General features: G+C 39.7%; 16 protein-coding genes. 5 read left to right on the top strand and 11 right to left on the bottom strand.

What is annotated here, in order from left to right:
• Position 1 precedes the first annotated feature (1 nt).
• The 6 genes from BB781_RS10225 to BB781_RS10200 all read right to left on the bottom strand — a co-directional run bounded on the left by BB781_RS10225 (position 2) and on the right by BB781_RS10200 (position 7633).
• Positions 2–2122 carry a cell division protein FtsA gene (locus BB781_RS10225; RefSeq protein WP_094228393.1) on the bottom strand — a complete coding sequence of 707 codons (2121 nt, stop codon included), beginning with the start codon at positions 2120–2122 and terminating at the stop codon, positions 2–4.
• A 1-nt stretch (position 2123) separates the two neighbouring features.
• On the bottom strand, positions 2124–2741 hold the full coding sequence (locus BB781_RS10220; protein ID WP_094228392.1) for a chemotaxis protein CheC: 618 nt from the start codon (positions 2739–2741) through the stop codon (positions 2124–2126).
• Between the two features lie 15 nt (positions 2742–2756).
• Complete coding sequence (locus tag BB781_RS10215) at positions 2757–4796, bottom strand: chemotaxis protein CheA (protein WP_094228391.1); 2040 nt, start codon at positions 4794–4796, stop codon at positions 2757–2759.
• 51 nt (positions 4797–4847) lie between these two features.
• A complete protein-coding gene (locus tag BB781_RS10210) occupies positions 4848–5954 on the bottom strand; it encodes a protein-glutamate methylesterase/protein-glutamine glutaminase (protein ID WP_094228390.1) in 1107 nt (368 codons plus the stop codon).
• A gap of 1 nt (position 5955) precedes the next feature.
• Positions 5956–6312, bottom strand: coding sequence for a response regulator (locus BB781_RS10205; protein WP_094228408.1), 357 nt, complete (start codon positions 6310–6312; stop codon positions 5956–5958).
• Between the two features lie 382 nt (positions 6313–6694).
• Positions 6695–7633: a nucleoside recognition domain-containing protein gene (locus tag BB781_RS10200; protein ID WP_094228389.1), complete on the bottom strand. Its 939-nt coding sequence runs from the start codon at positions 7631–7633 to the stop codon at positions 6695–6697.
• A gap of 139 nt (positions 7634–7772) precedes the next feature.
• Between BB781_RS10200 and BB781_RS10195 the strand changes: the two genes are divergently transcribed.
• The 3 genes from BB781_RS10195 to pyrG are packed head-to-tail and all read left to right on the top strand — an operon-like array spanning position 7773 to position 10278.
• On the top strand, positions 7773–7964 hold the full coding sequence (locus BB781_RS10195; RefSeq protein WP_242492616.1) for a methytransferase partner Trm112: 192 nt from the start codon (positions 7773–7775) through the stop codon (positions 7962–7964).
• 26 nt (positions 7965–7990) lie between these two features.
• Positions 7991–8674 (top strand): DUF7524 family protein, encoded by a 684-nt coding sequence (locus BB781_RS10190; RefSeq protein WP_449288762.1) that lies wholly within the window; start codon positions 7991–7993, stop codon positions 8672–8674.
• Between the two features lie 14 nt (positions 8675–8688).
• Positions 8689–10278, top strand: coding sequence for a glutamine hydrolyzing CTP synthase (gene pyrG / locus BB781_RS10185; RefSeq protein WP_094228386.1), 1590 nt, complete (start codon positions 8689–8691; stop codon positions 10276–10278).
• A 31-nt stretch (positions 10279–10309) separates the two neighbouring features.
• Here the strand turns inward: pyrG and truD are convergent, their stop codons facing one another.
• The 5 genes from truD to BB781_RS10160 are packed head-to-tail and all read right to left on the bottom strand — an operon-like array spanning position 10310 to position 14837.
• Positions 10310–11623, bottom strand: a complete 1314-nt coding sequence (truD, locus tag BB781_RS10180) for a tRNA pseudouridine(13) synthase TruD (protein ID WP_094228385.1) — start codon at positions 11621–11623, stop codon at positions 10310–10312.
• A gap of 11 nt (positions 11624–11634) precedes the next feature.
• Positions 11635–12813: a transglutaminase-like domain-containing protein gene (locus BB781_RS10175; protein WP_094228384.1), complete on the bottom strand. Its 1179-nt coding sequence runs from the start codon at positions 12811–12813 to the stop codon at positions 11635–11637.
• A 30-nt stretch (positions 12814–12843) separates the two neighbouring features.
• A complete protein-coding gene (gene pth2 / locus BB781_RS10170; protein WP_094228383.1) occupies positions 12844–13191 on the bottom strand; it encodes a peptidyl-tRNA hydrolase Pth2 in 348 nt (115 codons plus the stop codon).
• 24 nt (positions 13192–13215) lie between these two features.
• Positions 13216–14124, bottom strand: a complete 909-nt coding sequence (mptN, locus tag BB781_RS10165; protein ID WP_094228382.1) for a tetrahydromethanopterin:alpha-L-glutamate ligase — start codon at positions 14122–14124, stop codon at positions 13216–13218.
• A gap of 26 nt (positions 14125–14150) precedes the next feature.
• Entirely contained in the window at positions 14151–14837 is a 687-nt protein-coding gene (locus tag BB781_RS10160) for a DUF434 domain-containing protein (protein WP_242492615.1), read from the bottom strand.
• A 262-nt stretch (positions 14838–15099) separates the two neighbouring features.
• Between BB781_RS10160 and BB781_RS10155 the strand changes: the two genes are divergently transcribed.
• Complete coding sequence (locus tag BB781_RS10155; protein WP_094228381.1) at positions 15100–16743, top strand: DUF835 domain-containing protein; 1644 nt, start codon at positions 15100–15102, stop codon at positions 16741–16743.
• Between the two features lie 116 nt (positions 16744–16859).
• A complete protein-coding gene (locus BB781_RS10150; RefSeq protein WP_094228380.1) occupies positions 16860–17558 on the top strand; it encodes an RAD55 family ATPase in 699 nt (232 codons plus the stop codon).
• Positions 17559–17609: the final 51 nt, after the last annotated feature.

Here is a 17609-nt window from a genome sequence, read left to right as displayed (position 1 = left end):
TTTATCCCTCTATAAATTCTATAGTCACATTGTTACCGTCTCTCAGTGGGGTTGTGAACCGGGCTGGAACACTGTTTACAAGAAGCCTCATGCTCTTGCCTACAAGTTCCTCCTTTCTTATATCCATAAACTCAAATAAGTCTGAAAGAATAGGGTCTGCTTCTTTCCCGTTTTTAATATTAATAGTGTCACCGTAATGTATTATGTCAGAAAGGGTTGCTTTTTTCCCATTCACGGTGATTTGTGCCTGAGATCCGTTGAATACTACCTCTTCACCGTTAAGGAAAACACTAATCTTCCTGCCTTCTTCTGGTTTGCTCAGGATATTTTCCAGTTTATATTCAAATCCGGTTTTTTCTATGTTTATAACGTCACCATCTTCAACGATATGGGTGGAAAGGTCCGATGAATCTATAATATTATCATTGAGTTTGACAATATACTTCATTTTGTCAAAATATCGTATCTGGTTATTTACAGTGACAGTGATCATCCCAATGTCCTCTGTATTGTATTCCTGTTCCAGGACATCTTTCAGGCTGTGAGGTCTGATAATTATCTGTGCTCTGTCGGGAACATTATCATTAGCTAATGCCGGATTACCATTTATACTGACAAAAGGGATTTGTTCTTTATCGTTACCATTAACCTTTATTCTCACAATGGGTGGTATTTTAAATTTGACCAGCAGGTCTTTTACCTTCACATGTGCATCTCTTCCATCTGCAGGAGCTGTAAAATCAATAACTGCACCTTTGTGGATGGGGTCTGCAAGATTTGCTTCCTTTCCATCAAGCAATATCTTTGCATGTTCTCCTACTTCTCCCTCAATGGTATGGAATTTAGAATTAACATTCAAACTAACAGCCATTCCTGGACGTGGGTAGAGCCGTTTAACTTTTGCGGAAACAAGAGCGTCCATTACAGACAGTCCATTAACATCCATCAGATGTATTTCTGAACCGTTAACTGAAACATCTAAAAACTCGATGCCATTCTTTTGGATGGCCATCCTGGCAATTCCAAGAGGCGTTATCATATCAGCTCCAGTAACCTTTCCGGTACTATCTGTGAAATCTTCTATCTGTTTTGGAAGGCGGAAGCCTATTCTTTGTACTGGAAGCTCCAGATGTTTTGAAAGATGTTCTTTAAGTCCTGCAGTCTGCGATCCTCCACCAACAAGGACAACAGCTCGTGGTATTTTATTGTTGAGGGATTTGATCTCTTCTGCAATATGCATTGCAAGTTTGTCCACTTCATTTTCTATGTCTGAAATAATCTGGCTTACAGGGATTTCTGATGTTACGCCGAAAATATCTTCCAGTTCTATATTTTCATTGTTTGTCAGTGACTGTTTTATCATTTCACCTTTTTTGAAATCTACAAGATAATAGTCACATATGAAATCAGTTATCTCATCTCCTGCTTCAGGTACCATCCCATATCCGATGACAGTTCCATTATCAGTGATTGCGATATCAGATGTGCCTGCCCCGATATCCACCAGTGCGATGTTGAGCTTGCGCATATCGGTAGGTATAGCAACATTCAATGCAGCGATAGGTTCCAGTGTAATGCTGGATGCCTTAAGGGAACATTTGTCAAGGACAGAAAACATACTATTGATAACAGCTTCAGGAAGGAATGTTGCAAGTACTTCCACAGAAATATGATTTCCTTTCTGGCCTACGATATTGGATATTCTCTGTCCGTCCAGTTCATAGCTGACAACAGAATATCCTACACAATTAAATCCTTCATCAGTTTCAAGTTCATTGCCTGCCTTTGCGATAGCTTCAAATTCCAGCTCAGAAATATCCACTCTTGTAATCTCTCTATAGGGTATTTCCACTGAACGTTTTACTTTAGATGTCTTCAGGGCTCTACCGGCAACAGCAACTGATACTTCCGATAATTTGTGCCCGATTTGCTTTTCCAGATCGGTTTTGACTGCATCCACAACTTTTGCAACCTTTTCAACGTCATGGATCTGTCCATCTTGCATGCTCCGTTCATTATGTTCATATATGCATGCAGCCTTGATATTGAGATGCTCATCGTCTGTAATGAGCCCGACAACAGTCCTTGTTCCAATATCCAGAGCAAAATGGGCACTGTTCATCTTATCCCATCATCTTTTTCATGATAGCTGCCATTATTATATCTGTAGCTCCAGGCTCGAAAAGCATGTTAAATTCGTTCTTTGAATTTGTGGATGGTATCAAACATTCACCTTTCACAACAATAAACTTGTCAGCAAGGTTTCCGATTTCCTTCTTTATGAAATCCCCTACTCCTTCCATATTTACATCAATACTTGGATCTCCTATAATGAGATTGATGCCCAGGAATTCATTGACAACCCGCATGTAGGAACTACAGAGATTTATTCCCATTTCACGCAGTTTCCTGATCTGCGGTTCTTCTATTTTTGTTGTTGTTCCAATGGATTTTTTCATAAGTAAGTCCGAAAATGATAATGCTGAGAATTTTGGGAGTAGTATAAGAGTTCCACCGTCCACATCTCCGGACATATGCAAGTGTATACCTATGACACTTTTATTTTTTCCTTCTTCATTACTCTTTGCAATTATTTCATCCAGAGTAAGCATTTCAACAACAGGGATATCTATCTTTACTTCCCGATTCACCATTTTTGAAAGTGAAGTAGCCAGATGGCCCATTCCAATGTTTCCTGCTTCTTGAAATGCTCCTTTTGCCATTTCGTCCAATTCTGCCATATTATTCCCTCGTATTTAGATCAATGATGCAATATCCAGGATAAGCGCAACACTTCCATCTCCCAGGATGGTTGCACCTGCAAATCCCCTCATATTTTTCAAAAGTTTATTGTCAAGCGTTTTAATAATTACTTCCTGCTGTCCAAGAAGATTATCAACTACAAATCCGATGTTGCTTCCCATCTTTTCAACAACAACGACGATGAGATTCTTTTTATCTTCTTCTTCCTTTGTACATTCAAGTACATCATGCAATCTCAGCAATGGAAGAACTTCTCCTCTAAGAAGGATTACTTCTTTTCCTTCTATGGTTTTTATGTCACTGGACTTTATTCCGACGTCACGGACAACATTGCTTAACGGTATAGCATATGTTTCATCGGCTACGGTAACCATGAGTGACTGGATAATGGCTACTGTCAGTGGTAGCTGTAGTTTCATAATGCTTCCCTGGCCAGCCACAGAACTGATCTTTACGCTTCCACCAAGGGATTCTATCTTTGTTTTGACAGCATCCATACCGACTCCTCTTCCAGAAACATCGGTGATGGTTTTAGCCCCACTAAAACCGGGCATGAAAATGAGATTCATAGCATCTGTGTCCGAAAGTTTGTCAACCTCTTCCCGGGTCAGTATTCCTTTTTTAAGGGCTATGTCTTTCAGATTGGCAGGGTCCATTCCTTTTCCGTCATCTTCTACTTCTATAAGGACACTGTTTCTCTGACGTGAAGCTGCAAGTCTGACAAGTCCTGCAACAGGTTTTCCAAGTTTTTTGCGCTCTTCCTCAGGTTCAATTCCATGGTCTACTGCATTACGCAGCAGGTGTACCAGTGGGTCACCGATTTCATCGAGTACAGTCCTGTCAAGTTCTATCTCTTGACCCTCAATGATAAGATTTATCTGTTTGCCTTCTGATTTTGCAAGATCCCTTATCATTCTTGGGAATCTACTGAATATCTGGTCTATAGGAACCATTCTTGATTCCATAACTTCTGTTTGTATCTCATTTGTGAGACGGTCAAGATTGGCAAGTGATTCATCCAGATGTTTTGCATTAAGGTCAGAAGCAAGCTGGTTTAGCCTTATCTTGTTAATAATAAGTTCTCCAACAAGGTTCATCAGGTTATCAAGACGTTCAATATTAACTCTGACACTTTGTATGCTCTTTACTGTATCCGACCTTTTAACACTGGAACTGGTTTGCTGGTTTTCCTCACCAGTTTCTTTTTTATCCAGATGCTTTTCTTCAGTATGGTAGGTTTCCGAAATTGTGGTGGGAATTACATCTTTAATTTCGGATATTTTCCTGAGGTTTCCTATTATTTCATCATCCGTATTTTTTGTAGTGAATATTACTGTGAATTCAAAACCAAATTTTTCATCCTCAAGTTCTTCTTCGCTTGGTTTACACTTTATTATTTTCCCCATCTTTGTGACATTAATAAGTACAAGTGTAGACCTTGCGGATTTAAGAACGCATGATTCATCAAGAACTATTTTTAAGGATACAACCCTGTTCCCCTCCATTGCAGCGCATTCTACTTCCTGCTTTTCATATTCAGATAGTTCAATACCTAATTTGGGACTAATTATTGCTCCTATCTGTAAATTTGTACCTATCTCGCTTTGAAGAGTACTTGTACTTTCGACAATTGAACATGCAATCTCATGTATAGGCAGTGTCCCTTGCATTGCTTTTGAAAGGGTGGCCTGTAAGGAAGTGATGTCTATTTCTTCTCCGCTATCTACTGTGTTAACAAGTGCTTCAAGAGTATCCAGGCATTCAAAAAGGACATCTATGAGTCCGTTGCTCACTATCACCTGTGACTTTCTGACCATGTCCATTAAATTTTCCATTTCATGTGTCAGCTCTGCTATGGTGTTAAATCCCATCGTTGCTGACATCCCTTTCAACGTGTGTGCTGAACGGAACATGGTATTGATGTATTCCAGATCGTTGGGATTCTGTTCAAGCCCCAGCAATGAATCATTAAGTTGTTGCAGATGTTCTTCAGATTCTGCTTTAAAAATTTCTTTATATTCTGACATATCCATGGTCACACCAACCCTAAGATCATAATGATCTTCTCCTTTTGCAAAAACATTTCAATCACCTGATGAATCCAGCATCCGTACAATTTCACTTGACACTTTTTCCAGGGGAACTATACTGTCGGCAAGACCTCGTTGTACGATCGCTTTTGGCATACCATAGACTACACAAGATCTTTCATCCTCTGCAATTGCTTTTCCTCCGGCTTTCTTGATTTCTTCAACACCATCAGCACCATCAGCTCCCATACCTGTCAAAACAGCAGTTATGATGTTTGATCCGTAGATAGGCACCAGTGATTTGAAAAGTATGTTTGCACAGGGTCTGACACCATGTTCACGAGGATTCTGGTTAAGTGAAACAGCTTCATGGTAAATGCCACCTTTTTCCATTGCTACTATCTCCATGTGATAGTTTCCAGGTGCAAGGTATGCATGTCCGGCATGAAGCACATCCCCGTTCTTTGCCTCAGTAACTGTCAATTGGGACTGAGCATCAAGTCTTTGTGCAAGCGATGCTGTAAATCCTGCGGGCATATGCTGGACTATAACAACAGGAACTTTCAGGTCACCTGGTAATTTGGGAATAACTTGTTCTAGTGCACGCGGTCCGCCTGTTGAGGACGCAATAGCAACGATTTTACCTCTTGCATAGTATTTGTTTTTCTGAGTTACCTGCTTCTGTTGTGTAGTATGCAAAGTTTTTCCTTCATTTTCACGTGATTTTTTCACGTGTTCTTCCATGAACCCGAGTTTTTTCAGGTCCACTTTGGAGGCGATTTTAACCTTTGTGCGGATCTCTATAGCAATATCCACAATGTTTAAACTAATATTTCCAGATGGTTTTTGTATGAAATCAACTGCACCATACTCAAATGCATTCAGTGTGCTCTCTGCGGACCTGGAGTCGATTGCTGTCAACATGACAACTGGTGTAGGACATTCGCTCATTATGTATCCAAGAGCGTGTAATCCATCAAGTACCGGCATCTCAACGTCCAGAGTTACTACATCCGGCCTGAATTTCTCAACTTTTTCTACTGCTTCAAGACCATTCCTGGCAGTAGCTATTACGTTAATTTCAGGATCTTCTTTCAGGATGTCAGAGACAACTTTACGCATGAGCGCGGAGTCATCGACTACAAGTACATTGATGGTCATGTTAGACTACTTTTCCAATTACTTCTAGGACTTTTGCTGCATCAAACGGCTTAACTATGAAATCAAGTGCTCCGGTTTTGAGTGCGTCAGTTACAACTGATTGCTGTCCAATGGATGAACACATCACTACTTTTGCGGCAGGATCCATTTCCATTATTTTTTTGAGAGCATCAATTCCTTCCATATTTGGCATAACGATATCCATAAAAACCAGTTCTGGTTTTATCTGTGGATATTTTTGTACAGCATCAAGGCCATCAACACATTCGCCAACTACTTCATGACCATTTTTTGTTAATATATCCTTTATGACCATACGCATAAATGCAGCATCGTCCACAATCATTATTTTTACCATTTTATTCATATCTCCCATTTTAGGTATTGCATAACCTGTGCAAAAATTGCACGACATATCGGTATAATATGGATTGTATCTCCACGTTATTATATAGAGGATAATATAATATATTAATTTATTGTTGATTCTACTTTTGTGTCTCAATTTGGGAGTGATTATTATTTCACTATTTTTTGCAAATCAAACCAATTGTTTGTACTATTTAGACTCTCTATTTGTAGATCAGATATTTCATAAATACAAAACTATACTTTTAATATCTTTAAATTAGAAAGATATATTATATCATCCTAAAATCCCAATTCTAATTTGAATACCTACAAGTAGTTTAAATGGCAGACTTCGTTCATCTTCAAAAAAAAGATATATGACTTCTCTATTAGCGGGCTATTGAAAGAAGTATAATAAGGATACAAAACCGGACAAATATACTGATCCCTGTTGAGAACACTACAATCCTTATCCCTATGCGTGAACCGAATATTGATATGTATCGTGGCAGAAGTGTCCTGATACTGAATATGGGAAGCATAAACATACTTCCAAGCATAAGTACTATCATTGCCTGGATGTATGATATTCCGTTGTTGCTTATCATTGGTCCCAATAGCGATATTCCAAGGATGGGGCTTGCAACATAGCTGGTGAGGGGTACAATACTTTCCGGAGGTATTCCGAAAAGTTCTGCAAGCGGCAATACATTAAATAGTTCAAAGGCTCCCCGTTCTCTGAGTACAAAAACAACTGTCGTCATCGAAATATATATCATTGATATCTTTGTGAACAGTTTGCGATTGCGTTTCAGGGATCTTTTAATTGCATCTTTAAGGGTAACCTTCTTTGATGATGTATTTTCAGCATACACGCATCTGTTCTTTTTGAGGAATATTCTGCTAAGTAATATCACTGCACTGACCTTAACGATTGCAGTCAATATGAATACCATTACATAGAACCCCCCCACAACAGGTCCGAGTGCTGGGAGTACAATTGGTATCTGATATGTGATTATTTCTCTTACATATGCAGGTGTACTATTAAGCAATGCGCAAAGCATGGTCTCTTTTTCGTTGATGCATCCGCTATCTCTGAAATTAACCACCATTCCGTTTGCAGCTACCGTAGAGCCAAGCGAGACCATGAAAGCCGATGCACAAGTATCAGGAAGGTTTGTGTATTTGAAAAGTGGACTGACAAGTCCTGAGAATTTCTGCATGAATCCAAGTTCTATAAGGATGCCTGTTCCGAAAAGTCCTAAGAATATCATTATCAATATAGGAACAGCAAAGTCCAGTACCATAAGGAAAATGGATAACATGGAATATTGTACTGGTAAGAAGGTAAATTAAACTATCTCTTCATTTTAGAATACTGTGCAGGAATTCTCATTACTAGTACAATCAATATAGGTTCCATGATAGAAAAACCTTATATTGATTGTAACGTATTGAAAGGTGGTGATCGAGTTGAAAAAGAACCTTATGGATATTCTTGCATGTCCCATATGTAAAGGAGATCTTGTCCTTAATATAGAAAAGGAAGATGCAAGTGAGGTTATATCGGGCACTCTGTATTGTTCTGTCTGCAATGAATATTATCCCATAGAGGGGGGTATACCAAATATGCTTCCTCCTGATCTTAGGGAATGAAATGTGGGGAAATTCAATTGCAACAGGTGCATATCAACAGGCTTGGAGTAAATTCGCTGGAATTCGATACGGATACTGTTGAGTTGCCTATATCTCCTGGTGAGGAACGCAGTTTTGAAATTGTACTCATCAACTATGGCGCACCGACCCATGTCAATTTATCTGTCAGTGATGCCCTTCGGGAAAATATCACAGTTCTGGAAGACAATCCTTATGTTAAGCATGAGGAATATATACCTTTGATAGCAAGGATTCCATATGATGGGAGGCTCTATACGAAAGGGCAGGTTTTTATTACTGTTGGATATGGTTCCAAAAGACAGGGCTTTAACCTTAATCTGGGTCATCCGGGTCCAAATGAACAAAGTTTTTCTGTGGACGTTGACGAGGCTTTTTATAAGCCAAAACCGTCCCAATCATCAAAACCCTCCAAGTCTTCTTCTGGTATATATGAAGGAGAACATTGGAGTGCTCAGCTCCCCTCCATATCTGTTGAAATGGTTAAATCTGTGCTGGGCCTGACTGCTTCACATTCGTCAAGTATTTTCAGGGCTATTCTGTTATTGTTACTAGTGTCTGTTCTTGCTCTTGTAGTGTTATCTATTGATCTGGAGCAACTCTTTGGTTTTTACCAATCTGTATTCTATTCAATTTTACTGACATTTTTTATGGCTTACCTATTATTAAGACTTCCTAAATCTAAACGATAATCAAGGTGAATAATATGAAATATATCATAGTAACCGGCGGCGTAATGAGTGGGCTTGGAAAAGGAATTACCACTGCTTCTATCGGGCGTAACCTGAAGAACAGGGGGCACAAAGTCACAGCCATCAAGATTGATCCTTATATTAACATTGATGCAGGTACTATGAGTCCTTTTCAGCATGGTGAGGTTTTTGTTCTCAAAGATGGAGGAGAAGTAGACCTTGATCTTGGAAATTATGAACGTTTCCTTGATACGGAACTTACAAGAGAACACAACCTTACAACCGGAAAAATATATGAATCTGTGATTTCCAAGGAACGCAGGGGTGAATATCTTGGGAAGACTGTGCAAATTATTCCGCACATTACTAATGAAATAAAAGACAGAATACGCAAAGTTGCTGCCAAGAGCGGGGCTGATATTTGTCTGATAGAGGTCGGGGGCACAGTTGGTGACATTGAGAGCATGCCTTTTCTGGAAGCTGTAAGGCAGATGTATAGGGAGGAGCCAGGGGAAAATATTGCTTTTGTACATGTGACACTTGTGCCCATGGACCCCCAGGGTGACCAGAAAACAAAGCCTACACAACATTCTGTAAAAGAGTTAAGGGAGCTTGGTCTTAAACCCAATATCATAGTGACAAGATGTAAGGAACCGTTGCTTGAAAGCACTGTTTCCAAGATATCACTTTTCTGTGATGTTCCTGAAGAAGCAGTTATAAGTGCTCATGATGCAGACGATATTTATGAAGTGCCTTTGATGATGGAGAACGAAGGACTTACTGATTACCTTATGAAACATCTTGACCTCAGCGCCTCAAAAACAGATGACTCTTGGGCAAAGATGGTAGATAGGATGCATAATCTCAGCGGTGGAGTAAAGATCGGCATTGTAGGAAAATATACTTATCTTGAAGATTCATACCTGAGTATAAGCGCTTCTATTAAACATGCAGCTATCGAGTGCGGTGTAAATTATGAAGTCTGCTGGATAAATGCAGAATCCTTTGAAGAGCACCCTGAAACAATCTCATCTCTCACAGAATATGATGGTATACTTGTTCCCGGAGGTTTTGGGGAAAGAGGTACTGAGGGCAAGATAAAGGCTATACAATTTGCCAGGGAAAATGATATCCCATATCTTGGTCTTTGTCTTGGAATGCAGTTGTCTGTCATCGAGTTTGCCCGGCACGTGGCAGGTCTTGAAAATGCCAACAGTACGGAGTTTGATGAAGATACTCCTTATCCTGTTATTGATCTGCTTCCTGAACAGGAAAATGTGGTTGATATGGGTGCAACAATGCGCCTTGGTGATTATGAAGCAGACCTGAAGCCTGGTTCACTTGCAGAAAAGATATATGGCCAGTCCAGGATAGTAGAACGTCACAGGCACAGGTATGAGGTCAATCCGAATTATGTGGACAAGATCGAAGCCCACGGAATGGTATTTTCCGGTAAGAACAGAAATAGAATGGAAATTGCTGAGATTCCCGGTAAAAAGTTCTTCTTTGGATCACAGTTCCATCCGGAATTCAAGTCCCGTCCTGGCAACCCGTCACCACCTTTCAGGGTTTTTGTTCAGGCAATGGTGGAAAAGCAAAATTAGATATCAGAAAATAAAGCCCACTTCTGTGGGCTTAGCTCATTTTTAATGGCTCTGTTTTCATGTATTCCCTGAGAACTGTTGTTGCATAACTTCCCTTTGGCAAGGAAAAGGTAAGTGTTGTCTTACTTTTTCCAGGGTTCTGGTCGTCCTCTCCGGTTTCATATTTTGGTTCGCAGTAGAGCAACATTTCCCTGCGAAGTCCTTTTGATGCAAGCATCGGTAGTTGTGTCATTTGGAAGTTTTCCTGTGGCATTCCGGTCTCATTGAATATTTCTTTTTCAAGGTTTCCCGGTACATCTGATGCAAACTCGGTACTATATCCAACAAGGGGTGCAGTTATAAATGCCCTTCTTCTTCTCAGTAGATTATTCATTCCATCGATATTCTCTTCAGAAGCCTTCTGCATTTTTGTGACATCAGGCAGACCTTCCTTGTTCTTGAAGCATATGATGTCTCCTTTCTGGGCTTTATCTAGGGGGAGTCTGCTTTCTATTCTTTTGCAGATGATACGGTTGAAGATGTATGACTGGTAAGCATGTATGAACATCTTGCTGATATTTTCTGAAAGTACGCTAAAAGAACCTGAAAAATCCCCCGGATTCTCTACAAGGTAATGCATCATTGCTCTCTCATATCTAAGGCGCAGCGGATATATTTTTAGTCCTTCAGCAAAATCCCTGGTTTCCCAAACATAATCCCTGGCCTCTCTTACATCGTCTGGTTCATCAGGGAACGACTGTGCAATATATACAAGTGCAGCTTTCTCAAAATCACCTTTTAGAAGCTGTTCTCCAACCATGTGGGTAACAGGCCTGATAGCACCAAACCTCTGGATCCCAAAAAAGTTAGGAACTCCTCCAAGTGCAACTATTTCTTTAGTTATTTCACGAAGGGCTTTTTCAAGTTCAATAGGTTTAAGATCAATATCTCTTATTGTAATGGCAAATTCATTGCCGTACAGGTCACCAAGTCCAAGGGATCTGCTGGACCGTCCTATTACCTTCAGTTGCACATCTTTGAGGTAGAAGTCTTCGATCTCTTTTTCTGAAACATCATATATGCTGATCTTTTGTGTGGTCTTTGCCCTTTTATCCTTTGTACCTGCAAATCCGATCCTTTTCTGACTGATGCCAAGTTTGCGTGAAATGTCTCTTATAAGGTGGTGCATATCCCAGTTGGTCTTTGTCATCTCAAGGACAAGGTATTTCCCGCTGTCACCTTCTTCACGATTTGTTATTTCTCTGACAACAAAATCTTCTGGTTCCTGTCTAAGCACACCTCCAATTCCATCGGCATGTGTAACGTAAAGTTCTATTCCCATCTTTATTTCAATTGGTGGTATCATTTATAATCATCCTAGTTCTGAGGTGCAATATCAATAACATTGACTGTCGTAGTATTAAGGAAAGTCCATCCTTCACGAGTTGGAGCTGTTCCTCCAGGGAGTCCCCCTGCATACATGCTGGATGTCGGATCCAGCATTAACCATGATCCGTATTCATCTGTTGTATAATATATTGGTACGGAGCCATAGTATTTCCCGATTGCAGTTCCTATTTCGTTTGTGTTGTTACCTATGTATACTGCTGTAAAGGCATGTGTATCAGTCAGGTAGATTCGTGAGGTTCCTCCGATAGACTCTATTAATGATGCCAGAAGAATGGCATAGTCATCACAATCTCCTGCACCAATGGTTATTGTGTCACTGGGTGTGGACCAGAGGTCTTTTCCCCTGGGGTCACTGATGTATATTATTTTCTCTTTTGTGTCATCGAACAATGCACATATCTGGTATATGTTATATTGTCCGGGATATTTCTTCGCAGAAGCTGCAGCCATAGTCCGGACACCCACATCAAATGGTTCTATTTTACTATTAACCTGATTAAAAATATTCTCAGGGTTTGAAATGTATTTTTGTTTCTGCATAATTGCTATTTCTGAAACATCTATCGTTATTTCTTCAAAATATTGCTCCTTGTAGTCATGCCATTTTCCGGATTTAGTTTGCGAAAACAATGATATTTGGGGCTGGAGTTTAAGCTCGTCCAGATCATCCGGAACATTGATTGATACTGTTCCTACATTTTTTTCGTCGCCAGCAAGTATAATTGTACCAGTTTCCTGCAGTGATCGTTCTTTTTCAGGGGTCAGTAAAAATCCGAACTGGTATACGTAAACCGGCGTATCACCCATATTTTTCACGTATACTTTGATTACACTCTCGCTTCCTTCATAAAATTGCGTGTAGTAATAGTAACTTGAAACTTCAAAACCCGGTAAACTATCTGTAAGGTCCCTCGGTCTGTCCTCATACATGGATATTGGCTGGGTCAGAATAATCGGGGTCGTAAGCTCATTCGTATCTATTTGGTAATAGTCTTCATTCTGGAACAGATTGATAGACGATGGGTTGAAAATATCTCCTACTTTGCCCATTGGTTCGGAAAGGCATCCTGAAGACAGGGTTGCTATTATTAATGCTGCATATAGCATGGCATATAGTGCCAGATTCGTTTTATCCTCTTTTTTCATACTAACCCTCTGCAGAATATTGCCTGATACTCACAGGAGTTTTAGGTTACCAGTGATCTTATCAATTTCATCTGCTTTTGCAGGCCCGATGCCAAGCACAGTGACAGTTCCCGGTGCAATTTCGGTAAGTCCTGCATCCTGTATAAGTGCCGTTGGAAGTCCCTGTCTCCGAGCTACTTCCTTTAATTCGAACATATCTTTCAATGTGGCAACTCTCAGTACAACTTTCTTCTGTCCCCCTTCTTTCCATTTATCATGGGTTGTGCGGTCTGCCCATTCTGAAGCAGATACTGCTGCATGTGCAACCTGCACAGCAAGTTTTCCTTTTGACAATTTGAGGTCGTCTCTGATAACGATGCATTGTTTATATTCAGTCATTATTCTTCCTTTTTTCAGGCATTCTTAAAGCCTGTTTTCTATGGAGTCTATTATGTATTCTGCAACATTGATATTCAGGGATTTATAAATACCTGCTCCCGAAGGAGTTGCATTTACTTCCAGGACAAAACATCCTTCCTTACTTTCAATTATGTCAACTCCGGCAAATACTGCCCCAATTGCTCCGGCAGCACCAATGCACATATTTTCCTGTTCCTCTGTAAGCCTGCATTCCTGCGGAGTGCCACCCTGGCTCAGATTGTTAAGCCACCAGCCTTCAGGTGCGTTCCTGTATATGGCACCGATAACCTTCCCATCAACAACAAATGCGCGAATGTCCCGTCCGGGGTTCTCTATGAATTCCTGTATATAAACCATTCCTTTTTCTTCGATATGACCACAAACAAAGTCATAAGCTGTTGTTTTCTCCGGAATCCCGTCCGGACCTATAACTTCATTCTTTTTTATACGTTTGATTCCTATTCCCTTATACCCGAAAACTGGTTTGATGACAACATCTTCCAGAGTTTCGGTTATTTTCATGGCCTTTTCTGTTTCCTGTGTGACAAAGGTTTCAGGTGTGGGAATGCCAGCTTTTGAAATAAGGCAGCTTGCATTGAACTTGTTTGCCGCATTCTGTATGGCAGCCGGGGAATTTATTATAGTCACTCCGCTTTCCTCAAGTTGTTGAAGCACATTGAAACGGTAAACATGAGAATCATTCTTCACCGGCCCTATATCTCTTATAATGATTGCATCTAATTCTAAAAGGTTGATCTCACTGGTCATATGTTCAATGTTTTTTTGAATGGAAGTTTCCATTTTTCCAAGGTCCGGGCAAAAGGTTTCAAAATCTCTTTTCCTGGCTTCCTGTATCAATGCGTCTGCAGTCCAGTCCGTTGGATCTGTAACCACTATTCCCAGTTTTTTCATGATACTTCCTAAAGTATTCTGTATAATTAGATTTGTTGGTCACATTTAGATATACACTTTTTCTCATTATTCCACGTTCTTAATATGCACCCAGGAATATCAACAACGTTTTTAACAGCATCAATCACTATCCCATCAGCTGTCGCTACCACATATGATGGATTGCAGTTCTTCAGGTCATAGTCAACATGTTTTGATGTCCTGACATCACCGGTTAGTGAATGTTCTTCCATTTTTGTTCTGATGAATGCGGCCAGTTCTCCGCTGTTCTTCATCTGGGTGTCCAATAGTACATCAGCATTTTTTATTCTGGAATTTAAAAGAAAACATAACATTTCCTCGACAGCTTCGAAAGTGACATGATCATTTGAGTGGTTCCTGAACACTCCCCTTATATCCCTCACAAAAGAATCATCTGCCAGCCACATTTTTTCTCCTTTGAGCAGACTTTCCAGTGTGATAAGAACATTATACCCATCTATCAGAAGTGTCCTGCTTTTTAGTTCCTCGCATTTAAGTTTCTTTTTTTTGCGTTCTGCGGATGTTCCTGTCGAAAACACAGTACGTGCAAGTATATATCTTTCATTTTTGCCAAGACAGTAATGGTCGCCTGTAAACCTGATGGAACTATCTCTCTGATATCCTCTTTCAAGAAGATAGCGAATATCCTTTGCAGCTTCATCCATCTGTTTCTGCAGTATTTTTGTTATCATGCAGTTTCTCCCGCTCATCAAGTATCAATCTGTAATTCTGTAATCTGGAAGCATTATATATGTCGGGATGAAGAGGATAGAAACCTAAACATGTGCATAATGGTTGTGTTCTTCAGTAATTTTGGTTGAATGTGCTATAAGATCTCATTCATTGTATTCGGGTTTTATTTATATAGCTTAAATATTATAATGTCTTTTAGTTTTGAGACATGTCTTAGAATAAGGCACTAAGTGTTGACAGAGCTTTTTATGAGTGACCGGAATGGATGAACAGAAAAAAAGAAAAGTGCTGATAGTTGATGATGAATCAATGAATATCAGGCTGCTTGATGCTTATCTGACACATGATTATGAGATTATCTCTGCATCCGGTGGAATTGAGGCACTGGATAAAGTGCAGTCACATAATCCTGACATAATCCTTCTTGATCTTATGATGCCGGACATTACTGGTTATGAAGTCTGTAAAATACTGAAAGGTTCTGAAAAAACACGCTTAATCCCGATTGTAATGGTCACAGCACTCTCAAGCCTTGAAGATCGTATAAAAGGTATCAATGCAGGTGCTGATGATTTTCTAACAAAACCTCTTGACAGGCTTGAAATTAAAACAAGAGTTAGCTCTCTTCTCCGGATAAAGAAACTGCACGATGAACTCATAGCGGAAAGGGACCAGGCGCAGAATTATCTGGACCTTGCAGGAGTAATGCTGCTTGTTCTTGACGAAAAAGGCATTGTCAGGCTAATTAACAAAAAAGGCTGTGAGATTCTCGGTTACAGTGAGGATGAGATTATTGGAAATGACTGGTTTGACAACTATGTACCTGATATTTTCCGGGAAAATGCCATAAATAGATTTAACAGCCTGTTATCCGGTGAAAGTTCCAGGAATGGGTATTTTGAAATACCATTTCTCACCAGTAATCAGCAAAAGAGAATAATGAGCTGGACCAACATTGGACTGAAAGATTCCGAGGGGAATATAAATGGTTTGCTTGTTTCAGGTGAGGACATTACAGAAAGGCTTGAAGCGGAATCTAAAATCAAAAGGGCAAATGAATATCTTGACAATCTTTTAAAAGCCTCACCGATTGCCATTATATCTCTTGACAGTAAAAGAAAAATAGTTACAGCCAACAAAAATGCAGCAGACCTTCTTGGTTTTGATGTGGGTGAGCTTATTGCAAGGCCCATAAGGGAATTCGCAGAAAACATGGATATGTTGGAGTTTGCTGATAAAACAGACTTTGAAATGATATTTTTCACAAAACATGGTGAAAAAATCCAGATGAACGTCTCAACTTCTCTTCTGGTGGACGAAGGTGGAAAGCAGGGACTCATTATCACATTACAGGATCGTTCCCGTTTAAGGGGAATATTCATCACTCCCCTAACCGAAGATGTGGATGGGGATGTAAGGGACATTAAGGTTGAGCTGGAAGGTGGCTATATATATGTTTCAGAATGTGAGGATTCTGAACAAAGTTATCGGTTATTTTCTGAACTTGTCAGGAGTGGGAAGCCCGGTCTTTGTATTACAAGGAGGAATCCGGATAAGATCCGCAATATGTATGGAATCACTAAAACACCAATTGTCTGGCTTACAAAGAATAAAATGAACGGTCAGCAAGTCATCGATTCAACAGAACTTTTCCGAATATATCCTACAATCGCTGATTTTTTAAATAAGATAGACGATGGTGTCGTTTTGATGGATGGTCTGGAGTACCTGATACTTGACAATGATTTTCTCTCAGTGGTCAAACTGATAGAACAGACCAATGACACTATTATGGCATCCAGTTCAAGGATGATTCTGCAGATGGATTCTAATGTACTTGAAAAGAAAGAGTTCCATCTGCTTAAAAGGTGGATGAGGTCTGTATCTGGAGATTCTATCTGTTAACGTGGGATTGACCTACTATCCTCTTGATATTTCATCATTTTTGCCATTAAAGATATATATTATTCAGACTCTATTATTGTTACTTCTTTTTTGTAGCGTAAAGAAAGAGGGGTATAATGCGATTTGTGGATACTATAGATGGTTTGAATGAGGTCTTTAAGACCGATATACCCAAAAACAGTGTTGTGCTTATAACCGGTGCAGCAGGTACTTTAAAGTCAGGTTTTACTTTTCAGGTTCTTTCCAATTATCTGGAACAGCAGGATGAGTACGGCTTATACGTCACTCTTGAACAAAGTAAAGAGAATCATCTGCAGAATATGGGTAGTATGGGTATCAGTCTATCCAATAAGTTACATATTTCGGATTTTAGTGATTATAGGGTACAGTATGATGACTTTTCAGATGACCTTCTTGGCATCCTTGAAGAAAACATACTTCAATTTAAAAAAAATGTTGGAGAAAAATGTACCTGCGTTGCAATAGATTCTCTTGGTGCATTATATTCTCTTCTGAGCGTAGAGCCTCGTGATTTAAGAAAAAATATGTATAAAATGCTTGAAACCCTGAGGCGTGAGGAATTCACAACGTTTCTCATTCTCGAAGAAGAAAAACTATCTGATATGGCAGATTCTTCAACTGGTATGGAAGGTTACCTTGCTGACGGAATTATTGAACTGGGTCTGCATCTTAAAGGTAATGTTGCAAACAGATATATGAGAGTACGGAAAATGCGTGCTTCTTCCCATAGTATGGAGCCCTGGATCCTTGCAGTTTCGGATACTGGTTTGAAGATATACAAAGGTAATTTCTAAAACCGAAATGCGAATATTTTTATATATTCCAGACTAAACATATCGCAGTCA

Source organism: Methanolobus psychrotolerans (genome assembly GCF_002243045.1).
Taxonomy (GTDB): domain Archaea; phylum Halobacteriota; class Methanosarcinia; order Methanosarcinales; family Methanosarcinaceae; genus Methanolobus; species Methanolobus psychrotolerans.
The sequence above is the reverse complement of the archived record's forward strand: the minus strand, read 5'-3'. Positions and strand labels throughout refer to the sequence as shown.

Bases quoted from the DNA above. Each gene is read 5' to 3' on its own strand.
- BB781_RS10225 (WP_094228393.1), bottom strand. From the start codon at position 2,122: ATGAACAGTGCCCATTTTGCTCTGGATATTGGAACAAGGACTGTTGTC.
- BB781_RS10220 (WP_094228392.1), bottom strand. From the start codon at position 2,741: ATGGCAGAATTGGACGAAATGGCAAAAGGAGCATTTCAAGAAGCAGGA.
- BB781_RS10215 (WP_094228391.1), bottom strand. From the start codon at position 4,796: ATGGATATGTCAGAATATAAAGAAATTTTTAAAGCAGAATCTGAAGAA.
- BB781_RS10210 (WP_094228390.1), bottom strand. From the start codon at position 5,954: ATGACCATCAATGTACTTGTAGTCGATGACTCCGCGCTCATGCGTAAA.
- BB781_RS10205 (WP_094228408.1), bottom strand. From the start codon at position 6,312: ATGGTAAAAATAATGATTGTGGACGATGCTGCATTTATGCGTATGGTC.
- BB781_RS10200 (WP_094228389.1), bottom strand. From the start codon at position 7,633: ATGTTATCCATTTTCCTTATGGTACTGGACTTTGCTGTTCCTATATTG.
- pyrG (WP_094228386.1), top strand. From the start codon at position 8,689: ATGAAATATATCATAGTAACCGGCGGCGTAATGAGTGGGCTTGGAAAA.
- truD (WP_094228385.1), bottom strand. From the start codon at position 11,623: ATGATACCACCAATTGAAATAAAGATGGGAATAGAACTTTACGTTACA.
- BB781_RS10175 (WP_094228384.1), bottom strand. From the start codon at position 12,813: ATGAAAAAAGAGGATAAAACGAATCTGGCACTATATGCCATGCTATAT.
- pth2 (WP_094228383.1), bottom strand. From the start codon at position 13,191: ATGACTGAATATAAACAATGCATCGTTATCAGAGACGACCTCAAATTG.
- mptN (WP_094228382.1), bottom strand. From the start codon at position 14,124: ATGAAAAAACTGGGAATAGTGGTTACAGATCCAACGGACTGGACTGCA.
- BB781_RS10160 (WP_242492615.1), bottom strand. From the start codon at position 14,837: ATGATAACAAAAATACTGCAGAAACAGATGGATGAAGCTGCAAAGGAT.
- BB781_RS10155 (WP_094228381.1), top strand. From the start codon at position 15,100: ATGGATGAACAGAAAAAAAGAAAAGTGCTGATAGTTGATGATGAATCA.
- BB781_RS10150 (WP_094228380.1), top strand. From the start codon at position 16,860: ATGCGATTTGTGGATACTATAGATGGTTTGAATGAGGTCTTTAAGACC.